This is a genomic window from Aquirhabdus parva (assembly GCF_003351745.1).
GTDB classification, from domain to species: domain Bacteria; phylum Pseudomonadota; class Gammaproteobacteria; order Pseudomonadales; family Moraxellaceae; genus Aquirhabdus; species Aquirhabdus parva.
Window position 1 is genome coordinate 816,392 of the sequence record NZ_CP031222.1, and the last position, 25,548, is coordinate 841,939.

At 46.4% G+C, this 25,548-nt stretch carries 19 protein-coding genes; 11 read left to right on the forward strand and 8 right to left on the reverse strand.

Annotation, left to right across the window (positions count from 1 at the left end; translation table 11 throughout):
• Nucleotides 1-65 precede the first annotated feature (65 nt).
• The 6 genes from HYN46_RS03625 to HYN46_RS03650 all read left to right on the forward strand — a co-directional run bounded on the left by HYN46_RS03625 (nt 66) and on the right by HYN46_RS03650 (nt 6,585).
• Nucleotides 66-1,112: a fatty acid desaturase gene (locus HYN46_RS03625; protein WP_114898138.1), complete on the forward strand. Its 1,047-nt coding sequence runs from the start codon at nt 66-68 to the stop codon at nt 1,110-1,112.
• A 355-nt stretch (nt 1,113-1,467) separates the two neighbouring features.
• A complete protein-coding gene (locus HYN46_RS03630) occupies nt 1,468-2,469 on the forward strand; it encodes a sulfonate ABC transporter substrate-binding protein (RefSeq protein WP_114898139.1) in 1,002 nt (333 codons plus the stop codon).
• A gap of 101 nt (nt 2,470-2,570) precedes the next feature.
• A complete protein-coding gene (locus HYN46_RS03635; protein ID WP_210009499.1) occupies nt 2,571-3,503 on the forward strand; it encodes an aliphatic sulfonate ABC transporter substrate-binding protein in 933 nt (310 codons plus the stop codon).
• A gap of 99 nt (nt 3,504-3,602) precedes the next feature.
• Nucleotides 3,603-4,847: an FMNH2-dependent alkanesulfonate monooxygenase gene (gene ssuD / locus HYN46_RS03640; protein ID WP_114898141.1), complete on the forward strand. Its 1,245-nt coding sequence runs from the start codon at nt 3,603-3,605 to the stop codon at nt 4,845-4,847.
• A 22-nt stretch (nt 4,848-4,869) separates the two neighbouring features.
• Nucleotides 4,870-5,772, forward strand: coding sequence for an aliphatic sulfonate ABC transporter permease SsuC (gene ssuC, locus HYN46_RS03645; protein WP_114898142.1), 903 nt, complete (start codon nt 4,870-4,872; stop codon nt 5,770-5,772).
• Between the two features lie 66 nt (nt 5,773-5,838).
• Complete coding sequence (locus tag HYN46_RS03650; RefSeq protein WP_114898143.1) at nt 5,839-6,585, forward strand: ATP-binding cassette domain-containing protein; 747 nt, start codon at nt 5,839-5,841, stop codon at nt 6,583-6,585.
• A gap of 26 nt (nt 6,586-6,611) precedes the next feature.
• Here HYN46_RS03650 and HYN46_RS03655 read toward each other — a convergent pair whose 3' ends face one another.
• The gene (locus tag HYN46_RS03655) at nt 6,612-7,151 is read right to left on the reverse strand and encodes a GNAT family N-acetyltransferase (RefSeq protein WP_228254879.1); all 540 of its coding nucleotides are present in this window, start codon (nt 7,149-7,151) and stop codon (nt 6,612-6,614) included.
• A 245-nt stretch (nt 7,152-7,396) separates the two neighbouring features.
• Between HYN46_RS03655 and fumC the strand changes: the two genes are divergently transcribed.
• The 3 genes from fumC to HYN46_RS03670 all read left to right on the forward strand — a co-directional run bounded on the left by fumC (nt 7,397) and on the right by HYN46_RS03670 (nt 10,401).
• On the forward strand, nt 7,397-8,788 hold the full coding sequence (fumC, locus tag HYN46_RS03660) for a class II fumarate hydratase (RefSeq protein ID WP_114898144.1): 1,392 nt from the start codon (nt 7,397-7,399) through the stop codon (nt 8,786-8,788).
• Between the two features lie 308 nt (nt 8,789-9,096).
• Nucleotides 9,097-10,002: a pirin family protein gene (locus HYN46_RS03665; protein ID WP_114898145.1), complete on the forward strand. Its 906-nt coding sequence runs from the start codon at nt 9,097-9,099 to the stop codon at nt 10,000-10,002.
• Nucleotides 10,003-10,401, forward strand: a complete 399-nt coding sequence (locus HYN46_RS03670) for an OsmC family protein (RefSeq protein ID WP_210009346.1) — start codon at nt 10,003-10,005, stop codon at nt 10,399-10,401.
• Between the two features lie 76 nt (nt 10,402-10,477).
• Here the strand turns inward: HYN46_RS03670 and HYN46_RS03675 are convergent, their stop codons facing one another.
• Complete coding sequence (locus tag HYN46_RS03675; RefSeq protein ID WP_114898146.1) at nt 10,478-11,683, reverse strand: MFS transporter; 1,206 nt, start codon at nt 11,681-11,683, stop codon at nt 10,478-10,480.
• A gap of 505 nt (nt 11,684-12,188) precedes the next feature.
• Here HYN46_RS03675 and HYN46_RS03680 point away from each other — a divergent pair.
• Both HYN46_RS03680 and HYN46_RS03685 read left to right on the forward strand, forming a co-directional pair.
• Nucleotides 12,189-14,357, forward strand: a complete 2,169-nt coding sequence (locus tag HYN46_RS03680; RefSeq protein ID WP_114898147.1) for a prolyl oligopeptidase family serine peptidase — start codon at nt 12,189-12,191, stop codon at nt 14,355-14,357.
• Between the two features lie 111 nt (nt 14,358-14,468).
• A complete protein-coding gene (locus HYN46_RS03685; RefSeq protein WP_210009348.1) occupies nt 14,469-17,240 on the forward strand; it encodes a M16 family metallopeptidase in 2,772 nt (923 codons plus the stop codon).
• A gap of 73 nt (nt 17,241-17,313) precedes the next feature.
• Here the strand turns inward: HYN46_RS03685 and HYN46_RS03690 are convergent, their stop codons facing one another.
• The 6 genes from HYN46_RS03690 to HYN46_RS03715 all read right to left on the reverse strand — a co-directional run bounded on the left by HYN46_RS03690 (nt 17,314) and on the right by HYN46_RS03715 (nt 25,448).
• Complete coding sequence (locus HYN46_RS03690; protein WP_114898148.1) at nt 17,314-18,459, reverse strand: GGDEF domain-containing protein; 1,146 nt, start codon at nt 18,457-18,459, stop codon at nt 17,314-17,316.
• A 154-nt stretch (nt 18,460-18,613) separates the two neighbouring features.
• Nucleotides 18,614-20,386: an acyl-CoA dehydrogenase C-terminal domain-containing protein gene (locus HYN46_RS03695; protein WP_114898149.1), complete on the reverse strand. Its 1,773-nt coding sequence runs from the start codon at nt 20,384-20,386 to the stop codon at nt 18,614-18,616.
• A 299-nt stretch (nt 20,387-20,685) separates the two neighbouring features.
• Nucleotides 20,686-22,485 (reverse strand): acyl-CoA dehydrogenase C-terminal domain-containing protein, encoded by a 1,800-nt coding sequence (locus tag HYN46_RS03700; protein ID WP_114898150.1) that lies wholly within the window; start codon nt 22,483-22,485, stop codon nt 20,686-20,688.
• Nucleotides 22,486-22,718: 233 nt separating this feature from the next.
• Entirely contained in the window at nt 22,719-23,162 is a 444-nt protein-coding gene (gene cynS / locus HYN46_RS03705) for a cyanase (protein ID WP_114898151.1), read from the reverse strand.
• An 81-nt stretch (nt 23,163-23,243) separates the two neighbouring features.
• Complete coding sequence (locus HYN46_RS03710; protein ID WP_114898152.1) at nt 23,244-24,338, reverse strand: mechanosensitive ion channel family protein; 1,095 nt, start codon at nt 24,336-24,338, stop codon at nt 23,244-23,246.
• Between the two features lie 108 nt (nt 24,339-24,446).
• A complete protein-coding gene (locus HYN46_RS03715; RefSeq protein WP_114898153.1) occupies nt 24,447-25,448 on the reverse strand; it encodes a 2-hydroxyacid dehydrogenase in 1,002 nt (333 codons plus the stop codon).
• Nucleotides 25,449-25,548 lie beyond the last annotated feature (100 nt).

Consider the following 25,548-nt stretch of genomic DNA (forward strand, 5'->3'; position numbering starts at 1 on the left):
TAGATCTCGGATTAAATTAGTCACTATCAACCCATCCTTGCGGAGAGTGTGTAGTGACTTCCAACATGTCAGTTATGACTGAACAAGCAAAAATTCAAAAAGTCCGTACCATCGTGATGCAAGCAGGCGTAGACCTCCGCGTGCGTTACCCAATTCTTTATCGTCAGAATGCTATTGGTGCCAGCATTTTAGCTTTTGCACTGCTGGGTATGCTGGGGAGTGCATGGCTCTACTCTCAATCGTTGATCCCGTTTTGGATTTGTATTCCAGTGATTGCAATCTTTGCGTCCCTAACTCACGAGCTTGAGCATGATTTAATTCACTATATGTATTTTAAGCAAACCCCTTGGGCACATAATGTGATGATGGGGCTAGTTTGGCTCGCAAGACCGAACACGATCAGTCCTTGGACGCGCCGTCGTATGCATTTGCACCATCACAAATACTCAGGGACGGAACATGATCTTGAGGAGCGTGGGATTAGCAATGGTGAACCGTGGGGGATTCGTCGTTTGCTGATCATCAGTGATCAATTGATGTCGGTATATCTGCGCCCTTTTCAAATGCATCAGATGGTTGAATTGTTTATTAAAGCCCAACCTGCCGATGAACGTCGTACCGCGCTGAAAGCCCAATTGATTGGTTTTATTCCATTGAGTTATTTGCACTATGGACTCTTGTATAGCTTTGTCCTGTTTCACGTCGCAGATTGGGTTGCACCGCACGTTGGCTACAGCTTGATATGGCCAGTATGGCTGGTGAGCAGCATGGCTGTGGTGAACTTTCTGGCAGTCGTCTGGGTGCTGCCAAATTTATTGCGATCATTCTGCTTGCAGTTTGTCAGTTCAAATATGCACTACTACGGTGATATCGATCCACGTGATGTGATCAAACAAACTCAGGTGTTAAATCCATGGTGGATGATGCCGATGCAATTGTTCTGCTTTAACTTTGGTGGCACACATGCCATTCATCATTTTGTGGTGAAAGAGCCGTTTTATATTCGTCAGCTCACCGCGCATAAGGCCTATGGGGTGATGCGTGAGGTTGGTGTGCGCTTCAATGATTTGGGAACTTTTAGAAGAACAAATCGTTGGGGAGAGTATCAATAGGGTTAGGGGATATATCCTTCAATTTAAAACATCGCACATGTTAGAAAACCGTGAATTTGATTCGCGGTTTTTTTATGTCTTGTCAGAGCGTAGAGTCGGCTCATAGGGGAGTATTGATCTGATGCGAGTGCTCAGCGCTATCCCTTCAATATTCAAAGCATTATGAATTTCACTTTCTCTTATCTATAAAAACGAAATCTATAGCAGGAATGCTTGGTGGTCATAACAAGTGATTTCTTTTAATTTTGTAACCCATATTCGTGTCTTATAGCAGTGTGCATCCGGCAAAAAATGTTGATGTGAGCTTGCTGTTCTTTACGCTTTTGTTTATCAAAATATTAAAAGAGAAGTTTCCATGGCCAGCTCTGTGAGTGTTGATCGCGTTCCTCAAATTCATCACCCCATCAAAAGTGTATCGGGGTTTAGCAAGTTTATTAGTGCATCGATTGCGGCGACATTGCTGATGGTCACTAGTGTCTCTCATGCCGATATTAATCCAAAAGAGTTGCGCATCGGTTATCAGAAGTATGGCACTTTGCTACTACTTAAAGCGGATGGCGCATTGGATAAGCGACTTGCACAGCAAGGGATTACAGTGAAGTGGACCGAATTTCCCGGCGGTCCCCAATTGCTTGAAGGCTTAAATGTCGGTGCGATTGATTATGGCGTAGTCGGTGAAGCCCCGCCGATTTTTGCTCAAGCTGCGGGTGCACCGATTGTCTATGTTGCCAATGAGCCACCTGCACCAGCGGGTGAAGCGGTGGTTGTGCAAAAGAACTCTACGATCAAGTCCTTTGCTGAACTCAAGGGCAAGAAGATTGCGCTGAACAAAGGCTCAAATGTTCACTATCTCCTCGTAAAGTTACTCGAAAAATATGGCATTGCCTATAAAGATATTCAACCGATTTATCTGGCACCTGCTGATGCGCGTGCTGCATTTGAGCGCGGGGCGGTGGACGCTTGGGTAATCTGGGATCCGTTTCTTGCGGCTGCACAACAGCAGATTGGAGCAAAGGTCATTGCTGATGGCAAGAACCTTGTGAATAACACTCAGTTTTATCTGGCATCACGTAGTTATGCCACGGCACGCCCTGATGTACTGAGTGTGGTACTCGATGAGACCGCAAAGAAAGATATTTGGGTCAGTAAAAATATTAAAGATGCGGCGACAGCACTGTCACCCAGCGTGGGCTTAAGTGCCGATATTTTAGAGCTGTCTTTTCAGCGCTCAGGCTTTGGCGTCAAGCCAGTTACTCCAGCGGTTCTTGCTCAACAGCAGCAAATCGCCGATGTATTTTATCAACAAAAGCTGATTCCAAAACCACTCAAAGTTGCTGATGCGGCATTGAAAAAATAAAGCGTTTAATCGTACGTATCGATGAAGGATCGAAAATGAACGTCTTGATCAATGCATTAAATCACATCCGATTGGCATGGCTTGAGCAATCTGCTTATGCCATGAAAGTGGCGGTAGCGGTATTGAGTGTCGGTCTAGTGCATGCTGCTATCGCAGCAGAATCCGCCCCACCTGAGCTTAGAATCGGGTTTCAGAAATCAGCTGTCAATTTAGTGATCTTAAAGCAACAAGGGGCGCTTGAGAAAGCGTTTCCACAAACCAAAGTGAAATGGGTGGAGTTTCCTGCGGGGCCGCAGATTTTGGAGGCACTGTCGGTTGGCAGTCTAGAGTTGGGCTTTACAGGTGATACGCCACCAGTCTTTGCGCAAGCCGCGGGCAAGCCGTTGTATTACATCGGTAGTGAACCCCCGAAACCTCGTAGTTCTGCGATTTTGGTTTTAGCTGACTCAAAGTTGCATAGCCTTAGTGATTTGAAAGGCAAAAAGATTGCTTTTCAAAAGGGCTCTAGTGCCCACTTTTTGGTGATTCGCGCCTTGAAAAAAGCCGGACTGACATGGGCCGATATTCAACCCATCTACTTAGCCCCTGCGGATGCCCGTGCTGCATTTGAACGTGGCAGTGTTGATGCATGGGCAATCTGGGATCCGTATTATGCGGCGACGCAAGTCTCGATTAAGGCACGTCCACTTGCGGATGGTCGAGGGCTATCGGACAACAATTCATTCTATCTGGCTTCAAAACCACTGGTTGAGAAATATCCGCAAAGTATTAAAACGATTTTGAAATCCTTGTCGGTCGCCGATGAGTTTGTTCAAAGCAATCGCTTGGATGCCGTTAAATATATATCGAATTTTAGCGGTCTAGATCAGCAGACCGTGACGCTGTTTTTATCAAGGCGTCCACCTTCACCGGCGACCCCAGTTCCTGCAGCACTCATCGCGAATCAGCAGAGTGTTGCGGACAGCTTTCAAGAGCTCGGGTTAATTCCCGCAAAGATTCAAGTTGCTGATTTAGTCTGGAAACCCACCCATTGAAGCATTGTTAGTAAACGTCTTAATGATTTAGATCACTCCATTTATGTTTTACCTGTATCGCAAATTAAAGTTTCAGTCTTGTTGAGAGGAAGATTAAAAATGACCAACAGCAATATCGCACAAGACAGTGCTCCCAATGCCTTAAAGATTCTGTGGTTTATCCCAACACATGGCGATAGCCGTTATCTCGGGACGAGTGAAGGCGCACGTGAGGTCAACCTCAGCTATGTAAAGCAAGTTGCACAAGCAGCCGATACTTTAGGTTACTACGGCGTCCTTTTACCGACAGGGCGCTCATGTGAAGACCCGTGGGTGGTTGCATCAAGCTTGATTGATGCCACTAAGAATCTTCGTTTCTTGATTGCAGTGCGTCCAGGGCTGACACAGCCCGCACTAGCGGCTCGGATGGCAGCAACCTTTGATCGTCTGTCCGGTGGTCGTTTGCTGGTCAATCTGGTCACCGGTGGTGACCAGATTGAACTGGAAGGCGACGGGGTATTCTCCAATCATGCTGATCGCTATGAGGCCTCCGCAGAATTTTTACGCATTTGGCGTGAAATTCTGACTAAGAGCCATAATACGGCTGAAGAAGGTCAGTCTGTTGATTACGAAGGTAAGCAGCTCTCTGTTAAAGGTGCCAAGCTGATCTATCCGCCTTTACAGCGCCCATATCCACCTATCTATTTTGGTGGTTCATCAGCGGCTGCAAATGAATTGGCTGCAGAGCAGGTCGATACCTATCTTACATGGGGTGAGCCACCTGCTGCCGTTGCCGAGAAACTGGCACTGGTTCGTGAGCGTGCTGAAGCGCATGGCCGTAAAGTCACCTTTGGTATTCGCTTGCATGTTATCGTGCGTGAAACAGAAGAAGAGGCATGGGCCGCAGCAGATCGTTTGATCAGTCGTCTAGATGACCAGATCGTTGCCAATGCTCAAGCGGCTTTTGCCAAGATGGACTCCGTAGGCCAGCGTCGTATGGCGGAGCTCAATAATGGCGGTAAAAACCGTAGCCGTGAAGCCCTCGAGATCAGTCCGAATTTGTGGGCAGGAATCGGTCTTGTGCGCGGTGGGGCAGGAACGGCATTGGTGGGTTCACCGCAGCAAGTCGCCGATCGCATCCAAGAATATGCCGCACTGGGTTTAGACCATTTTATTTTCTCTGGCTATCCGCATCTGGAAGAGGCTTATCGCTTTGCTGAGCTGGTTTTTCCATTACTGCCGATTGAATTACAACAAAAATTACCTGGTCAGCAGCTGACAGGACCCTTTGGTGAAGTTGTAGCCAATCAATTCGTGCCGAAAGCGAAACCCAGCACTGAAGTGCCTTTGGTTTCACAAAGTTGATTGATGGCAACAGGGGCTTTAGATGAGTAATGCATTGACACATGATAGTCCTGCACAAGCAGGACAAACCGATAAGGTCACTTTGCTAGAAGCCGCGTCTCAAACGGTCGCTTTGGATATTGTCGATTTAAGTACGGTTGCATCTGCAAGACCAAAGCTGATTGTCCGCGTGCTGAAACGGTTATTACCTTGGGTCGTACCATTTTTGATTCTGGTGGTATGGCAGATCGCTGCACAAACGGGCTGGCTGTCCAGTCGTGTATTACCCGCACCCCTTGATGTCGCCAAGGCTTTTTATACTTTAAGCGCATCAGGTGAGCTATGGCATCATGTCAGTGTGAGCGCGTGGCGAGCATTGATGGGTTTTGTGGTTGGCGGCAGTTTAGGTTTGTTTTTTGGTCTACTGACAGGCTCTATCAAACTTGCTGAGACTTTGCTTGATACAACCTTTCAGATGATTCGTAATATTCCTGCACTTGCATTGATTCCTCTCGTGATTTTGTGGTTTGGAATTGAAGAAACTGCCAAATTATTTTTGGTTTCGATCGGTGTCTTTTTTCCGATTTACATTAATGCATTTCATGGGATTCGTTCGGTTGATCCAGCATTGATCGAGATGGGGCGCAGTTATGGTCTGAATAATTGGCAGCTCTATCGGCAAATTATTTTGCCCGGTGCATTGCCCTCAATTCTAGTCGGCGTGCGTTTCTCTTTGGGGCTGGTCTGGGTATTGCTCATTGTCTCAGAAACAATTTCAGCACAGTCAGGCATTGGCTATATGACCATGAATGCTCGTGAGTTTTTACAAACAGACGTCGTGTTGGTCGGGATTCTGCTCTACGCAATTTTGGGCAAACTGGCAGACGTATTTGCACGCTTACTTGAGCGGTATTGGTTGAGGTGGCATCCGGGATATCAGGGCTAAGGCTGATAGTGAGGATATCTCTGCTATTTGGGTAATGGAACTTCGATCATTTTTAGGAGTCTTGTGATGAGTGATGCAACAAGTCAACAACCCGAGGGTATTGCACTAAGTTTGAATGATGTGAGTAAGCAGTATGATCAGCGTGCTGTGCTGAAGCATATTTCGCTTGAGTTTAAGCCAGGTGAGTTCGTAGCCATTGTTGGTCGCAGTGGTTGCGGTAAAAGTACGCTACTACGCTTGATCGCGGGTTTGGAACACGGTTCGGGAGAGATTCTCTATGATGGTGCCCCGAGCAAAGGTTTACACCCTGATCTGCGTGTTATGTTTCAGGATTCACGCCTTTTGCCATGGAAATCCGTGATTGATAATGTTGCGCTGGGTCTTAAAAAAGATCAACGACCCAATGCCGCCAATGTCCTTGCTCAAGTTGGTCTTGCCGATCGAGCAAGTGAGTGGCCCGCACGTTTATCTGGTGGACAGAAACAGCGTGTCGCATTGGCACGCGCTTTGGTACATCATCCACGCTTGCTGCTTTTGGATGAACCGCTCGGGGCACTGGATGCACTTACCCGAATCGATATGCAGGCCTTGATCGAAGCACTGTGGCAGCGTTTAGGGTTTACTGCACTGCTTGTGACGCATGATGTGTCTGAGGCCATTGCACTGGCGGATCGTGTACTCTTGATTGAAGATGGGCAGATTACTCTGGATGAGCGCATTGATTTACCGCGCCCGCGCCAACGTGGCAATATTGCTTTTGCAAGCCTTGAAGATAAAATTCTAGCGCGTGTCTTACAGAAAACAGCTGCATAACGTGGCGGTATATCCGATATATGGCCTCAAGCCAAATAATTCACTTCTGCGGTTGTTCTGATCATCGCAATATGAGGGATACCATCTTCAAGGTATTCGTCACCCGTCTCGATAAAGCCATAACCCCTATAGAATTGAAGCAGATATTTTTGCGCACTGATGTAGAGGGGTGGGTTAGCCCAGAGTTGCTTGTTTGCAATCAGACTTTGTTCAAGAAGTTGGTGGCCTAAACCTCTGCCTCGGGCATCGGGTGAAGTCACCACACGACCTATCTTTGCATATTTGATGGCGTTTACAGATTCGGGGAGAAGACTGGGCGCCATCAAGCGCAGATAAGCAACAAGCTGATGGTTTTGATACCCAAGTAAGTGATAGGTTTTATCATCACGATCAATGCCATCGATATCCTGATACGCACAATGCTGCTCGACCACAAAAACCTGTGCACGCAGTGCTAACAGCTCATATAACTGATCTGTTGATAGTGCTTTGAATGCCAGAAGCTGCCATGTCATTGGGGATGTCACGCTGATCTGATTCAAAATAAGCTCCGCTATTGGTTTCATACAGCATCGTTGATGATCAACAGCCTGTTTTTAGCATTGAATCACATACCGAAGCGATACGCTTATCTTAACGAATACATGCCATCCGTAATCAAATTTTTGTATAATCGTCGCAGCCGAAAAACCATTGATTCAAAAATGGTCACGTCACGCCATTCTCGGCGCACCTATAATCGACGATTATGGGCTTGCGCTCACTATTCCAACCGATGATGTTTACCATCTCACCGCTAAACGAGGAAAATATGAGTACACGTATAGAAACCGATACTATGGGCGCGCTTGACGTCGAAAACAGTCGCTATTGGGGTGCACAAACCCAGCGTAGTATTCAGAACTTCCCCATTGGCGTAGATCGTTTTAAATTTACCCGTCCGATGATTCGCAGCCTCGGTATTCTGAAAAAAGGTGCTGCAGAAGCCAACCGTGATTTAGGTCAGATTCCTGCGAATATCGCAGACTTGATCATCCAAGCAGCGGATGAAGTGATTGCAGGTAAGCTGGATGCGCATTTCCCACTGGTAGTATTCCAAACTGGTTCGGGCACTCAAAGCAATATGAACTCAAACGAAGTGATCTCAAACCGCGCAATTGAGATCGCTGGTGGCGTATTGGGTAGCAAAACCCCCGTTCACCCGAACGATCACGTCAATCGTGGTCAATCGAGTAACGATACCTTCCCAACTGCAATGCACATTGCCGTTGTACTTGAGTTGAATGAAAGACTATTTCCAAGTGTAAAAGTCCTACGGGACACCTTGGCTGCAAAATCAGAAGCCTACAAAGATCTGGTGAAAGTTGGTCGTACCCATTTACAAGATGCCACACCAATTACCTTGGGCCAAGAGATAGGCGGTTGGGTTGCACAGATTGATTACTGCGTGGCTGAAGTGCGTCATGCATTGGTTGGTTTGTATGAACTGGCAATCGGTGGTACTGCGGTCGGTACAGGTCTCAATGCCCATCCTAAATTTGGTGCATTGGCTGCTGAATACTATGAAAAAGAAACTGGTTTTCCGTTTAAGAGTGCCGCCAATAAATTTGCAGCACTGAGTGCGCATGATGCATTGGTACAAACCAGTGCGAGTTTGCGTACTTTAGCGGGTGCCTTGATGAAGATGGCAAACGATGTACGTTGGTTAGCCAGTGGTCCACGTAATGGTATTGGCGAGTTAAACATTCCTGAAAATGAACCAGGCAGCAGTATCATGCCGGGTAAAGTCAATCCAACTCAAAGCGAAGCCATGACCATGGTTGCCGTACAAGTGTTTGGTAATGATGCCTCTGTTGCATTCGCGGGCAGCCAAGGTAACTTCCAGCTCAATGTGTTCAAGCCAGTCATGGTACATAACGTGCTTGAAAGCATCCAATTGATTTCTGACTCTTGTTTGGCTTTCAACGATAACTGTGCTGTGGGTATCGAACCGAATCTGCCAAAAATCGAAGAAAATCTTGCCAAGAACCTCATGCAAGTCACTGCACTTAATCCACATATCGGTTATGACAAAGCAGCTGCGATTGCCAAGAAAGCGCATAAAGAAGGCACTAGCTTGAAAGAAGCGGCTTTGGCACTCGGGTATGTGACCGAAGCGGAGTTTGCACAATGGGTTGTGCCGCTGGATATGACACACTCTTAAGTTTGAGCCATCTCTTTCAATCGATGACAAAAGTCGATTGAGGTAGTCATGAGAAAATCAAAAAGCTTACTTATTTATAGGTAAGCTTTTTTTATATGAATGTCTTCTACAACTTGCTGTTCTACCCTTAGAACACACCGTACTTTTCATGGAGACTTATTTTGCTCAAATAAACGATACAATTTAGCCCATCTTATGAAGAATAAATGTCGATAAGATCAGAGATCAATAGCATCGTATCGATCTATTGATCGATACTCTTATTATTCAAATGCAAGGGCAGGCATCTCAATCGTTTTGGAGCGAACATGACCAGCGTATATCCCATTACCCGTATCGAAGGCCGCGTTGCAGAGATCGGTACAGGTTTAAAAATTTCTCGTATGGTGCCTAGTCGAGCACGTCGCACGGTTGGAGCATGGTGCTTTCTGGATCATGCTGGGCCTGTCAATTTTGCTGCGGGTGATGGCATGAATGTCGGTCCACACCCCCATATCGGACTACAGACTTTTACATGGATGATTGCAGGTCAAGTACGCCATTTGGATAGCTTGGGCAATGATCAGGTGATCTACCCGCATCAAGTGAATCTGATGACAGCAGGGCGGGGTATCTCCCATGCGGAAGTATCGCCTTCAGATACTGCGAGCACCCTTCATGCCGCACAGCTCTGGATTGCACTGCCAGATAGTCACCGTCATATTGATCCAGACTTCCAGAACTATCCCGAATTGCCTGTGGTCGATAAACAAGGCTTTAAAGTCACAGTGCTGGTGGGCAGTAGCTTAGGTGCCACTTCCCCAGTTCAAGTCTTTAGCCCACTATTGGGCTTGGACTTAGAGGCTTCTAAAGCGACAACTCTTGAGTTACCGCTTGATCAGAGCTTCGAACATGGTTTAACGATTCTGGAGGGTGAGGCGACTGCGGATGGTGAAGTATTGACCGCTGGAACCTTACTCTTTTTTGAAACTGGTCGCCCAAGTGTGACAATCCAAACCACGGGACCTGCGCGATTATTATTGGTCGGAGGAGAGCCGTTTAAAGAGGACATCATTGTATGGTGGAATTTCGTTGGGCGTACCCATGAGGAAATCGAGCAGGCACTTGCAGATTGGAATACAGCAAGTTCGCGTTTTGGAACGATAGACAACCCTGAGGCGGGCACACGTCTCATCGCCCCTGCGCTAGAAGGTCATATCAAAGGAGCACACTAAATGAAAGCGATTGCCACAGCTGCAATAGATTCAACCGCGATAAACTATACCCATAAGATCCAAACCCGTGGATTTGATTTGATTGCTGATGAGCCAGTTGAGTCTGGTGGCCAAAATGCCGGCCCTGCGCCATATGAATACGTCCTTGCAGGTCTTGCCGCATGTACGGCGATCACGCTACGGATGTATGCCGAACATAAAGGCTGGGATGTGGGTCTGCTTCATGTTGATTTAACCTTACTTAAAGATCGCGAAGGAAATACACGGATTGAACGTGTCCTGAAAACCAATGCGACCTTGGATGAGGAGCAATGGGCCGGTTTACTCCGAACAGCAGAGAAGACTCCAGTGACCTTAACCCTGAGAAACGGCGCGGAAATTGTGACTGAGCGTGGCTAGATGGCTCTATGAACTATAAAAAAGACAGGCTAAGCCTGTCTTTTTTATATCTACTACTGCGGGCTACATGAGATTGTTATGAAGAGAGTACATGCAGTTTAGGCTGCTTTTGATCGAGTGCCATCGAAATCATCAAGATGACCAATCCTCCAGCACCGAGTGCAACACCCACCAGAACAGGCGATTTCCAGCCGTATCCCAGATTAATGACAACTCCACCCAGCCATGCCCCTAAGGCATTGGCGAGGTTGAATGCGGAGTGATTGAGTGAGGCCGCCAGAGTCTGCGCTTCGCCTGCGACATCCATCAAACGCGTTTGTAATGCAGGGCCTAGTGCCATGCCCGTTGCACCCATCATGAATAAGGCGAGCAGCGCGCTATAGAGGTTGGACATCATAAAGGCCCCGATGAGGAAGGCGACAATGATGGAAAAGAGGATGATATAGAGTCCTTTTTTCATGGAGCGATCTGCAAGCCATCCACCGACCAGACCACCTGTGACCATACCGCATCCCCAGACCGATAAAGCGATGGGGACATAGGAGATATCGACATGGGTGTAGTCGGTGAGGATGGGGGAGACATAGGTATAGACCGAAAACATACCGCCAAAGCCAATCGATGCGATGCCGAGAGTCAGCCACATTTGCGGTTTTTTAATACCGGAGAGTTCGGAGCGCATCGAGGCACCATGAGGGGCAGGCATTTTTGGCATCGCAAACCAGATTGCAATGATGGTCAGTATGCCGATAGCTGAGGCAAAAACAAAACCACTTCGCCAGCCGAAATGTTGCCCTAACCATGTCGCAAAGGGAACACCAATGACCGTCGCAATGGTTAGGCCTAGCATGACTCGAGAAACGGCCTGTGCTCTTTTTTGTGGTCCGGCCAAGGTTGCAGCGACTAATGCTGCAACGCCAAAATAAGCGCCATGAGGTAAGCCGGCGATAAAACGAGAAATGACCAACTCATGAAAATTGGATGCAAAAGCAGTAGCAAAATTGCCCAATGCAAAAAACAGCATGAGGATGAGCAACAGTCCTTTGCGCGGTACTTTTGCACTCAGCACTGCGATTAACGGGGCACCAACCACCACGCCCAAGGCATAGGCACTGATCATATGCCCTGCCTGGGTCACACTGACACTGACTCCACGTGCAATCTCCTGAATGAGCCCCATCGCTACAAATTCAGTGGTGCCAATACCAAAACCTCCTAAACCCAAAGCGACTAGAACTAGCCATAAGCGTGCTTGGGGGGAGGTTATTATCGTTTGATTCATGACGTTCTCTGTTTGATCATGGTGCAGTGACTTGGCTTAGAAAGGTGCAATTATAGTGCCGACCTATGACAAGTCGTATTACGAGTAGGTGTGTTTTTAGGGTGAACTTGAGGAGTTGCAAATACGTGGGCTATTTTAAGGATTTTACTGACCGATTGGTTAATTTTATTGTTTAAAAGACGTTTAAAGGAAAGAGTGTCTTACAGATGATTATAATCATCTAAGGTTCAATAGTATTGATTTTAAAAAAATAATGTAGAGCTCTAGCTGTGTAATTCATTCTTTTCCATTTGTGGTGAGCTTTTCTCATGTCTTTCTTCTTGATCATATTGCTCATGGATATTGTCTAAAACGATTTTTCAGATAATGTTATTTATTTTTTTTATGATCGAAATTTGATGTTTTAAGGTAAGTTAGCGACAACTAGTTTTCCATGTGGTTAAAATTTTGCATATAGGATTTGATTAATGCCATTCTCTATTTATAGATCAATTTGGATATGAACATGTCGATCAGAAAAGCCTTAACACTTGCCATACTCCTTGTACAGAGCAGTGCCTTTGCCCAGCAATGCAATCCTGCGGCAACTAAACCCGCGTATCCTCTGAGCAAAAAGAATAATCAGGTTGACGATTATCATGGCACTGCCGTGGCAGATCCCTATCGCTGGCTGGAAGATGCAAACAGTGATGATACGAAGGCTTGGGTTGCTGCTCAAAATCAGCTGACGCAAAGTTTCTTGGCAAAAATTCCCGCGCGTGCGGTGATCAAGGAACGTTTAACCCAGCTTTGGAATTACGAAAAATTTGGAACACCCTTCAAAGAAGGGGGGCGTTATTTTTATAGCCGCAATGATGGTTTACAGAATCAATCGGTACTGTATACCGAGGATAAGTTGGGGGTAAATCCACGTGTCTTATTGGATCCCAATACATTAGCGACTGATGGCACGGTTGCACTTGCAGGGCTTGCGGTGAGTCCGAATGGCAAATATCTGGCCTATGGCACGGCGGCATCAGGCTCCGACTGGAATGAGTGGAAAGTACGCGATATCGATACGGGAAAAGACCTGAGCGATGATCTGCAATGGGTTAAATTTTCTGGTGCGTCATGGCTACATGATAGTTCCGGCTTTTTTTACAGCCGCTATGACAAGCCCACAGATAAAACTAAGCTCGCAGATGTCAATTACTATCATAAATTGTATTTCCATAAGCTAGGAACGAAGCAGTCAGAAGATGTATTGGTTTATGAACGCAAGGATCAGAAAGAGTGGGGCTTTGCAGGATCTGTGACGGATGATGGTCATTATTTGATTATTAGCGTCTCTCAAGGAACAGACTCAAAAAACCGTCTGTACTATAAAGATTTGACCAAAAAAAATGCCCCTGTCGTGAAGTTGTTGGATGACTTTGATGCAACGTATAGCTTTATCGATAATGTAGGATCCGTTTTCTATATCAACAGCAATCTGTCTGCCCCTAAAGGTAAGATTCTCGCGATTGATGTGGATGCGCCGGCGAAAGATCAATGGCGTGTCATTGTGCCAGAGAAGATTGATACGCTAGAAAACGCAAGTATTGTTGGGCAACGTTTAATTCTTAATTACTTGAAAGATGCCTATAGTCAGGTACAAGTTTATAGCTTGGATGGGAAGCTGCTTCGTGAGCTGAAATTGCCGGGCATCGGTTCGGTGGGAGGTTTAGGTGGACACCGAGATGATAAGGAAACCTTTTACTCGTTCACCAGTTTTACCACACCAACAACGATCTATCGTTACGATATTGCCAGTGGCGATAGCACCATTTACCGTCAGCCTAAAGTCAATTTTGATCCCAAAGACTTTAATATTGAGCAGGTCTTTTACACAAGTAAAGATGGTACTAAAGTTCCTATGTTTATCGTATCCAAAAAGGGAATTAAGCGGGATGGCACTAACCCGACTTATCTATATGGCTATGGTGGTTTCGACATATCATTAACCCCCGCTTTTAGTCCAGCCAATCTGGTTTGGCTCGAAATGGGAGGTGTTTATGCCGTCCCTAACTTACGCGGCGGCGGGGAGTATGGTCAGGCATGGCATTTGGCCGGGACCAAACTCCACAAGCAAAATGTATTTGATGATTTCATCGCGGCGGCCGAATATTTGATTCAGCACAAATATACCTCTCCACAAAAGCTCGCAATCGGTGGTGGAAGTAACGGCGGGCTTCTGGTTGGGGCAACGCTAACGCAGCGTCCTGAACTCTTTGCTGCTGCCTTACCCTCAGTAGGAGTCATGGATATGTTGCGCTTCCAGAAATTCACCATTGGCTGGGCTTGGGCATCGGATTATGGCTCTTCGGATAATGCTGAGGAGTTTAAGGCACTATATGCCTACTCACCACTACATAACCTAAAAGCGGGAACATGTTATCCCGCTGTCTTGGTCAGTACCGCGGATCATGATGACCGTGTAGTTCCTGCGCATAGCTTTAAGTTTACGGCAACCGCTCAAGCAGATCAGGCCGGTGCTGCGCCAATTTTGATTCGGATTGATACCAAGGCGGGGCACGGATCGGGCAAGCCAACGACGAAACAAATTGAGGAAGTGGCTGATAAATGGGGTTTCCTGACCAATATCCTACAAATGGATGTCCCGTTTAACGTGCAAAAAAAAACAGATCATGAATAATAACTGATAAGCGAACTAGCCCTGATCTCATGGAATGAGGTCAGGTTGGTTCATTGAAATTTTTTATTCATCCGTTGGTCATATCAACCTTTAAAAAAGATTTGAACTCCCATGCCGCTAAACTATAAACGCTCTACGTTATCACTCATGTTGTCCGGTTTTTTAGCCGTAAGCAGTGTCAGCCTTTCAAGTTATGCTATCGCCGCAATTACACTCCCAGCAGGGGTAACCCAAGGCCCTTCGGCGGAAGGGATCACTGAATATCGGTTTGCCAATGGCTTTAAAGTCTTATTGTTTCCAGATGCATCCAAACCCACGGTGACGGTCAACATGACCTATGAAGTTGGATCGCGCTTTGAAAATTATGGCGAAACGGGTATGGCACATTTACTTGAACACTTGATGTTCAAGGGGACGCCGAGTCATCCAACGATCACGAAAGACTTTAGCCAGCGCGGTGCCAATTTCAATGGCACGACCAATATGGACCGCACTAATTATTTTGAGAGTTTTCAGGCCAGTGATGACAACTTGAAGTGGGCGATTAATCTTGAAGCAGATCGCATGTTGAACTCATTCATCGCACGAAAAGATCTTGATAGTGAAATGACCGTAGTGCGTAATGAATATGAGAAAGGCGAAAACTCTCCTTTCGGTGTGTTGGTGCAACGCTTACAAGGGGCGTCTTATAACTGGCTCAATTCCGGTAAACCGCCGATAGGCAATCGCAGCGATATTGAGAACGTCAAGATTGAGAATCTTCAGGCTTTTTATCGAAACTATTATCAGCCTGATAATGCAGTACTCACCATTGCCGGTCAATTTGATCCTGCTAAGACGCTGGCTTGGGTCAATGACGCATTTGGTAAACTGCCGAAACCAACCCGTACCATCCGCGATTTCTGGACCGTTGAGCCGATACAGGATGGTGAACGTACCGTCACGGTGCGTCGTAAAGGCGACGTGCAGATTGTTACGGTAGCGTATAAGGTTCCCAGTGACTTACACAGCGATAGCAATGCCTTGTCGTATGCGGGGGATATTTTGACCGACACGCCGAATGGTCGCCTATATAAGACACTGGTTGAAACGGGGAAAGCGACCGAAGTATTTGGTTTTGGTGCCACAGGATATGCTCCAGGGCTTGAGATTATTGGCGCGATCGTCAAGAAAGGCGAGCCTATTGAACCTGTGCGTCAGGCGTTAATCGAAGGCGTAGAGAGTTTTGCCAAAACACCCCCAACACCAACTGAAATGGACCGCGTCCGTTTAGCCAATGCCAATAGCTTTGAGAAGCTATTGAATGATCCGCAAAAAGTGGGTGTGGCGTTATCCAGTGATATTGCGCTTGGTGATTGGCGTTTACTTTTCTTGGGTCGTGATCAATCTAATGCAGTAACAGCCGCTCAAGTGGCTGCAGTGTCGGCACATTACTTCACCCGTGACAATCGTACCGTCGGGATTTTCTTGCCTGAAGATCAGCCACAACGTGCGGACATTCCGGCAGCGCCCACGGCAGCCGAAGTGATTAAAGACTACAAACCCAAACAAGCCGTAGCAGATGGTGAAGTCTTTGATCCTGCGCAAGCGAATATCGATGCGCGGACTCAGCGTACTCAAGTGGGTGGTCTGAAGCTCGCACTGTTACCCAAAAAATCACGTGGTGAGACTGTTACGGTAGCAATTGATCTGAATTGGGGGGATGAGAAGAGTCTATTTGGCAAGAAGACCGCCGCAGAGTTGGCCAATGCCATGCTTGATCGTGGGACAAAGACACTTACCCGTGAGCAATTGGCCGATGAGTTTTCTAAGCTGAAGATCAGCGGCAATGTTTATCAGTTCCAGACGACGCGCAGTAATTTAGCCGCAGCATTAAAATTGGTTGCGAGCGTGCTGAAGCAGCCACGTTTTGATCCTGCAGAGTTTGAGCGCTTACGCAAAGAGACTGAAGTTCAGCTTGAGTTCCAGCGCAATGAACCCAGTACTTTAGCCGATCAAGCATTGGATCAGCATTTCAATAAGTATCCTGCTGGCCATTGGTTGGCTGATCAAACCGTGGATGAACAAATCGCAAGTATCAAGGCAACCTCACTGACTGATGTCAAAGCGTTCTATCAAGGCTTCTATGGCGCATCACAAGGTCAGATCGCCATCGTTGGTGATTTTGATGCCCCAGCTATTACACAAGTGATTAAAGATGAGTTTGGGGCATGGAAAAGTGCCGCGCCTTATCAGCGGGTGATTCCACAGAATTTTGATGTCCCCACTGTTCGTGATGTCGTGAATGCACCTGATAAAGAAAACGGAGTGTATGAGGCTCGTTTAAATCTCGATTTGCGTGATGATGATGCCGATTATCCAGCCTTGGTCGTGGCGAACTATCTGTTCGGTGGCGGCTCATTAAAATCACGTTTGGCTGACCGTGTTCGTCAAAAAGAAGGGTTGTCCTACGGTATTGGTTCAGGTTTATCGGTGAGTTCAATTAGCCGAGCAGCAAGTTTTAATGTACAGGCCATCGCAGCCCCGCAAAATCTGGACAAAGTGGATACGGCTGTTAAAGAAGAACTGAACCTTGCTCGTAAAGAAGGCTTTACTGCGGATGAGTTAGCCCGTGCCAAATCGGCAATCTTGCAACAAAATCAGCAACGTCGTACTCAGGATGCTGCTTTGAGTGCAGGTTGGGTGCGTTATCTGGATGTGGATCGTACTTTTGCATGGAGCAAACAACTTGAAGATAAGATCAGTGCGTTAACCCTTGATCAAGTCAATTCTGCGTTCCGCAAGTATATTGACCCATCACGTTTCAGTGTCGTCATCGCACGCGATGAGACTAAAGCTAAAGCGAGTGCTGGAGTGAAAGTCGCTACCGCTGCTGCCAAATAGTCGTTGTTTTATGAAAAAAATAGAGGCTTCAATAGCCTCTATTTTTTTCTTTGAATAATCCAAAAATATCTCACTATAGCGAAGCAACTTCGATCCGATTACGGCCATTATGTTTGGCCTGATACAGCGCTCGATCTGCGATTTGAATCAACTGATGGGATTCTACCCATTGACCATGAATGCTGACCATACCAAAGCTAGCCGTCACTTGAATCAAGCTTTCGCTGTCGGTCAGGATATCTGTTTCAGCGAGTTTGGTTCGGCAGCGTTCAATCACTTTCCGACCTTCTTCACTGTCCGCGCCGGGCAAAATGATAATAAACTCCTCACCGCCATAGCGTCCTAGTACATCGCAATTTCGGATGTTCTGACGAAAGACTTTTGCGGCATCCTTCAACACGCGATCGCCTGTGGGGTGTCCCCAGTTATCGTTAACCTTTTTAAAATGATCCAGATCAAGCAGAGCGATGGTTAGCGGCTCATTGAGGCGTGCCGCGCGAACCATTTCATGATTTAAAAAATCTAGAATACTCATGCGGTTATGGATGCCAGTCAGTGCGTCCGTACGACTGATGACCCGAATTCTTTCTTCACGTTCTCGCCACCAGACCAGTAATTGATCGGCCATGATGATGATGAGTATGAAAAAGGGTGCAGCAAAGAAGAAAAAGCTATTCATCCAAAATAGAGTGCTTGTGTGATTAGATGGCGGAATCATCACAGGTGCATAAGGGAGCCAGTCATAAGCGGTCGCATAGCTGAGGGCGATTAGGGCGACCAAGGCATTGCCAGTCGCCCACCACACGGCTTTACGATCAAGCAGAATAAAGCCAAAGACAGGTGCGCCTAGCAGGACTAGACCTGCGCAAAACGAGGCCGTTCCAATGGAATAGCTCATAAGCACTAACGATAAAGAAAAAAATTGCAGCGCTATGTGTTGAAAAAAAATCAGATTAGGTATTTTTTTACGTAAATATAATCCAGTAGCAATGATTACTAGACTGATGATTACTAACGAAACCTCAATTTTTACGAAGCTTAACGCCATATTGACGTTGATCAATGTCTCACGGTCTGCACGATTTAAGACATATAGTGACCAGAGGAAATACTGTATAAAAATAGGGATGATGACCGCTAATAGAATGAGTCCTTTATCTACCGAGCTCCATTCCAATGCCGCAGAAACATATCTACGCCATGACTTAAGGTGATGCATTTGATACTCCGTATCATTTTTTTATTGATCGTCTAGCTTTGAGTCTAATGGAAAAGTGTTGAGATAACATTTATTTTGAGCAAGAAGCAATCTCTTTTTATATTGCATAAAAAAAGCGCGGCATTTAGCCGCGCTTTTTATGTTTTCTTAGGGATTACGATTGTGCAGTGAAGTAACCTTGATCAAAGCTCATGATCACTGCGGAGCCTGATTGAACCATTTTTGCACGGGCATCGAGTTCTGGGAGGATGCGAGTGACGAAGAACTTAGCCAATTCGACTTTATTCTGATAGAAAGCACCTTCTTTGACACTTGCCGCTTCTACGATACGAGCAAACATATACGCATAGCTGACCAGTCCAAAGACATGCAGATAATCGATCGCAGCTGCATTTGGCTCATCGGCATTGGCTTTAGAAGCTGCAATGACCAGAGTAGTGAGTGCTTCAAGGGTATTCACAGAGTTTAGAAGAGAAACCTTCATCCATTCTGCTTTCATGCTTGCTGCAAATTCACGGATTTCAGCCAAGTAGGTGGCAACAAATGCTCCGCCATTTTTGGTCACTTTACGGCCGATCAAATCCTGAGCTTGTACACCGTTGGTGCCTTCATAGATTTGAGCAATACGGACATCACGTACATATTGTTCTACGCCCCACTCACGGATATAACCATGACCACCGAAGACCATTTGTGAGTCTACACAGGCTTCAAAGGCTTTATCGGTCAAGAATGCTTTCGCGATTGGAGTCAACAAGGCAACGCGGTCGGCTGCTTTTGCTTTGGTTTCAGCATCGCTGTATTTGGTCATGTCGAGTTGTTGTGCAACATACATAGCAAATGCGCGCGCTGCTTCGTTATGCGCTTTGGTTTTCAGCAACATACGACGTACATCGGGATGAACCAAGATGCTGTCCGCAGGTTTTTCCGGTGATTTAACACCAGTAGCACTACGACCTTGCAAACGGTCGGTCGCGTATTGTGCAGCGTTTTGATAGCTGGCTTCAGATGCACCAAGGCCTTGGATACCCATCGACAAACGTTCGTAGTTCATCATGACGAACATCGCGGCCAAACCTTCATTTTCTTTACCAACCAAATAGCCTTTGGCTGAGTCAAAGTTCATGACACAAGTTGCAGAAGCTTTGATACCCATTTTGTGTTCGATTGAACCTGGGCCAACAGGGTTACGGTCGCCTAGGCTGCCATCTTCATTGACCAAGAATTTTGGGACGATGAATAGAGAAATACCGCGTGAGCCAGCAGGCGCATCAGGTGTTTTCGCCAAAACGAGATGAATGATGTTTTGCGTTAAATCATGATCACCACCGGTGATGAAGATTTTTGTGCCGCTGATCGCATAGCTGCCGTCCTCATTAGGAATAGCTTTGGTTTTGATAATCCCAAGATCGGTACCTGCATGCGGCTCAGTCAGACACATCGTTCCTGACCATTCGCCGCTATAGATTTTTGGCAAGTACAGCTCTTTTTGTTCTTGTGAGGCATATGAGTTTAACGCCATACATGCGCCAACAGACAGGAGCGGGTAGAGCATAAATGATGGGTTTGCAGAGAAAATCATTTCGTCGGTCATGACAGAAACCATCTTCGGCATACCTTGGCCGCCCCATTGCTCATCAGCACCTAGGCCGACCCAGCCGTCATTGGCGTAGCTGGTAAATGCTTCTTTAAAGCCTTTTGGTGTGCTGACCGCACCATTTTCAATTTTTGCGCCTTCTTCATCACCAGTGCGATTCAGTGGTAAGAGCACGTCTTGGCTGAATTTAGCCATTTGCTCAAGGATTGCACTGACGGTTTCGCTGTCGATATGTGCGAGTTCAGGAGTCGCTTGCCAGAATTCATCCGCTTTAAAAACATCATTAAGGATGAAACGCATGTCTTGTAGTGGGGCATTATAAATTGGCATGGGGGCACCTGAATCTGATTTAAGTGACAAGAGTAGACGGAAAAAAAAGGGTTTCCGCCATTGATATATTTTGAGTGCGGCTATTGTAGCAAAAAGAGCCCAAGAGGGACTAATGATTGTTTGACCTGAGGAGTTACCACATAGTTATTTTAGCTATAGATTCGATTGGCTTGTCTTGGTGAGGATTACGATGATTCATATTGAGTGATAAGCATAGGAAATGTAGAGTTCTCTGGGTCTTAAAAACAACAAAGGCGAACCACGGTTCGCCTTTGTCTTATCTCAATCTAAACATTCAATTAGAATGCAAATTGATCGACATCCATTGCCATCAAAGGCTCAAGACCGGTATCGATGGTCGCGACATGGCTGCGGGTACGTGGCAACAGTTTCTTGAAGTAGAACTGCGCAGTTTTGACTTTCGCTTCGTAGAATGCGCGCTCAGTGGTATCGCCAGCCAACTTCTCTAGAGATACGCTAACCATGCGTGCCCACAGGTAAGCAAGGGTCACATAACCAGAGAAATACAGGTAATCAACTGCTGCTGCACCGACTTCTTCTGGGTTCTGCATTGCTTTCATGCCGATACGGGTGGTGATGTCACCCCATTCTTTGTTCAATTCAGCCAGCGGTTGTAGGAACTCGGCCATTGCAGGATTGCCTGCATTCGCTTCACAGAATTTGTGAATGATTTTGGTGAAGTTACGCAGCATCGCGCCTTGGGTAGAGAGAACTTTACGGCCAAGCAAGTCGAGTGCTTGGATTTCGGTCGTTCCTTCGTACAAACACGAGATACGGGTATCACGCACGATCTGTTCCATGCCCCACTCAGCGATAAAGCCATGACCACCGTACACTTGCACGCCATGCTTCGCAGATTCTGAACCGGTTTCGGTTAAGAATGCTTTCGCAATCGGGGTGAGAAGTGACAACATGTCATCAGCTGCTTTACGTTGTTCAGCATCTTCAGTCACTTCAACGACGTCAGCAAATTGAGACAAGAAGTACACCAGCGCACGGCCACCTTCAGCAAATGCTTTTTGGGTCAACAGCATGTTACGTACTGCAGGGTGAACGATGATTGGATCTGCTTCTTTATCCAATGCTTTAGGGCCAGACAGTGAACGCATTGCCAAACGGTCTTTTGCGTAGGTCAGCGCACCTTGGAACGCGCCTTCAGATGCTGCAAGACCTTGAACCGCAGTACCGATACGCGCAGTGTTCATAAAGGTGAACATACAGTTCAGACCTTTGTTTTCTGGTCCGATCAGGAAGCCTTTAGCTTCTTCAAACACGATGACGCATGTTGCGTTGCCATGGATACCCATTTTGTGTTCGATTGAGCCACACACTACGTTATTGCGTGTACCCACTGAACCATCAGCATTCACATTGAACTTTGGCACGATGAATAGGGAAATACCTTTAGTGCCTTTAGGTGCACCTGGTAAACGTGCAAGTACGATGTGGACGATATTGTCCGCGAGGTCATGCTCACCCGCAGAGATAAAGATTTTCTGACCAGTAATTGAGTAGCTACCATCAGCATTCGGTTCTGCTTTGGTGCGGATGATCCCGAGGTCTGAACCAGCATGAGATTCGGTCAAACACATGGTTCCAGTCCACTCACCGGAAACAAGTTTGCTTAAGTAAAGTTCTTTTTGCTCTGGGCTACCATGGTGCTCAACGGTACGGACCGCGCCATGAGACAAACCTGGGTACATGCCCCATGACCAGTTTGCAGTACCGACCATTTCACTGACCGCGTTGCCCAGTGAACCAGGAAGACCTTGTCCACCGTGCTCGACAGGCACAGACATGGATGGGTAGCCTAAGTCGATGTATTTTTTATACGCTTCTTTAAAGCCTTTAGGAGTTGTAACGACGCCATTGTCAAAATGACAGCCTTCTTGATCACCAGAGTGGTTGATCGGAGAGAGTTCGTTTTCACAGAAATCAGCTGCAGCTTCTACAACGCCATCAATCAACTCACGATTGGTGCCTGCATAAGCAGGGAGTGCATCGTAATGTGCTTCAAAGTTAAGCAGTTCATGCATGACAAATTGAATGTCGCGAATGGGGGCTTTATATTGTGGCATGGTGAATTCCTGCGGTTACGAATCAAAAGAATAGGGTATGCGATATTTCGTTGCGCAATTTAGCATATCGGCTGTTGCTTTTGATGCATAAATCAGGTTCTGGCTTACAGATTTTGTGACTGAATGGTCATGTAAAAAGGCCATTCAGGTTTGACATGCACAAGCGCTGATCTAGAAGTTAAAAATAAATACAATTGTCTATTATTTTTAATAAATTGAAAATTATATATTTTTTAGTACCGTTTGTAGGGGAGGAATTTTCCTGACAAGATGACACTGACACGGTCTCCTTTGGGATCGGGTTCGCGTTCCAGCTTCATGGAAAAGTCGATTGCAGACATGATCCCATCACCAAATTCTTCGTGAATAAGCGCTTTGATGGTGGTGCCATAGACATTGACCAGCTCATACCAGCGATAGATGAGAGGATCCGTGGGTACAGATTCAGGCAATGATCCTTTATAAGGCACTTCTTGCAGCCATTTAATATCCATATCATCAAGATCAAAAATCGCCCCAATTTTTTGTGCTTCTTCCAAACTAAATGCCATTTGTCCCAAACAGCCTGCTGTGACCCACTCTTTGGATAGACCCAGTGCTGCTGCGACATCTTTCCATTGAATTTGTTTTCGGACTTTGGTTTCGATAATTTTTTCGGTAACGGCGAGACGAGTCATTTTTTCACTTCCGTACAGTATTGGGTTCTTTGGAAGTGAAGCAGGTTTTATGCCATGACAGCATGTTTCAAGTTTTAAAACTTATTCTAAATCTGTGATCGGCGTCATCACCTGCAAACGTGGGAATGGCACTTTCATCTCTGCTGCGAGTAAAGCTTCCTGAATTTCTTCTCGTACCGTTTCACAGATTCTGGGCATGGTTTCGATATGGATGGGGTCAATCCAGAATCGCACAATGAGACTGATGTGGGATTCCGAGAGTTCTTGTGCGGTAATCAGTGGGGCAGGGTGTTTTAAGACGTGCTCGTCTTGATCTAATACCTCATGGATAATTTGTCGTGCTTTGGATACCGAGTCATGATAAGCCAGACGGCAGGTGATAGAAAAACGAATGGCACCATGTGAGGTGTAATTAGTCACTTCTGCAGCGGCAACGGTGGAGTTGGGTAAGATCAGATAAAGATTGTCCCGTGTCCGAATCCGTGTCGTACGTAGTGTGATCAGCATAACTTGACCATCTTTATTATTAATACTGACCCAATCCCCGATCCGGAATGGACGCTCAAGCAAGATGGTAATCCCAGCGATGAAGTTCGCTAAAGTGGCCTGCGCAGCAAAGCCAACCGCAACCCCTGCAATGCCAAGACCTGCCACAATTGACATCATGTTAAAGCCGAATTGGCTCAAGATCGATGCCAAGGCAAAAACCACAATCACCACAGTCAAGATATTGTTAAAAAGCTGATTAATGGACTCGTCGAGATAGAATTTTTTTAGCGTTTTATTCATCAAGCGAATGATGATGACCCATAAAAGATAAAAGCCCAGTAAGGCAATTGCGGCTCTGGCCGTGGCACGCAGTAAACTCAGTTCCACTCCCAGTTGAGAGAATAAGGCGATCAGACTGGTGAATAACCAGATCAGTTTTAGACTGACCCGCAACGTTTGAATGGTAGATGACCCCAAAAGCGAACGACGTTTAACCATGCTGATGACATGATTGAGCGTGATATAGATGAGATACAGCGTCAGCAGTAAGGCAAGCGTGATGATTCCTTTACTGAGAATCAATCCCGGCAGGTCTGCCCAATCCACATTTTTGCTGTTGGGTGCACCAAGGCTATAGAACAGACTTTGCTGAAAAGCATGAACAAGTTGATCAAGAAAATTATTCATCAGATTCAGCCATGTTTTCCAAAAGTGACGGATTTCTATTTAAGCCCCGACGAATCCAACTATGGATTCTATTTTCTCAATCTAGCACAGGCTATGCCAAGCGAGCGCTTAATTGCGCTTGATACCGAGGACTTCTACATTAAGGGCCGTCAAGGGTTGTGGTGTTGAGTTTGGATCAAGGATCGCAAGCAAATTCTGTGCGGCTAGATTTGCCATTGCATGCCGCGTTTTGAGGCTGGCACTGCCAATATGCGGCGTGAGTACGATATTAGGAACGCTTAAAAGGTCAGGATCTATATGTGGCTCACCTTCAAAAACATCTAGCCCAGCAGCAGCAATTTGGTGAGTACGTAGTGCTTCGACAAGTGCGACTTCGTCAATGATCCCGCCGCGCGCGATATTGGTGAGTGTTGCCGTCGGTTTCATCATGGCTAGTTCAGGTTGACCAATGAAGTGATGGACTTCTGGGGAGTAGGGGACGGTAATGATCAAATGATCACTTTGTTGTAAGAGCTCTTCTTTACTGACGTAGCGTGCATTCAATTGTTGTTCGATCTCAAGAGCTAGTCGACTGCGGTTGTGATAAATCACAGGCATACCAAATCCATGCGAGCCGCGCTTGGCAATCGCTTGCCCGATCCGACCCATGCCTAAAATACCGAGCGTTGCACCATGAATATCTTGTCCTGCAAAGAATCCAATATCCCATTGCCGCCATAGCCCTTCACGCAAGAAGCGTTCACTTTCTCCGATGCGCCTCGCGGTAGCCATCATCAAGGCAAAGCCGAGATCGGCAGTGGTTTCAGTCAGGACATTGGGTGCATTCGTGACCAGAACCCCTTGTGCGGTACACGCTGCGACATCGATATTGTTGTAGCCAACAGCGAGGGTGCAGACCGCGCGAAGTTCAGGGCATGCTTTGAGCAGTTTGGCATCAATTTTTTCGCTACTGGTGATGAGCGCCCCTTGCTTACCTTGCAGATGCAAAATGAGTTCATCTTGAGTCCAAATGTCATCATATTCATTCACCTCAACGTCAAATTTAGTACGCAGTTGATCGATGATGTCTAAGAATATGGCACGTGCAACTAAGATTTTAGGTTTGGACATTGTCTGGCTCCGTTACAACACTCTACGGCATATAGCAATGATTATGCTCATATTCATGTGTAAACACAGTCAGACTTCTGTTGGCGTCTTATAGAACTCC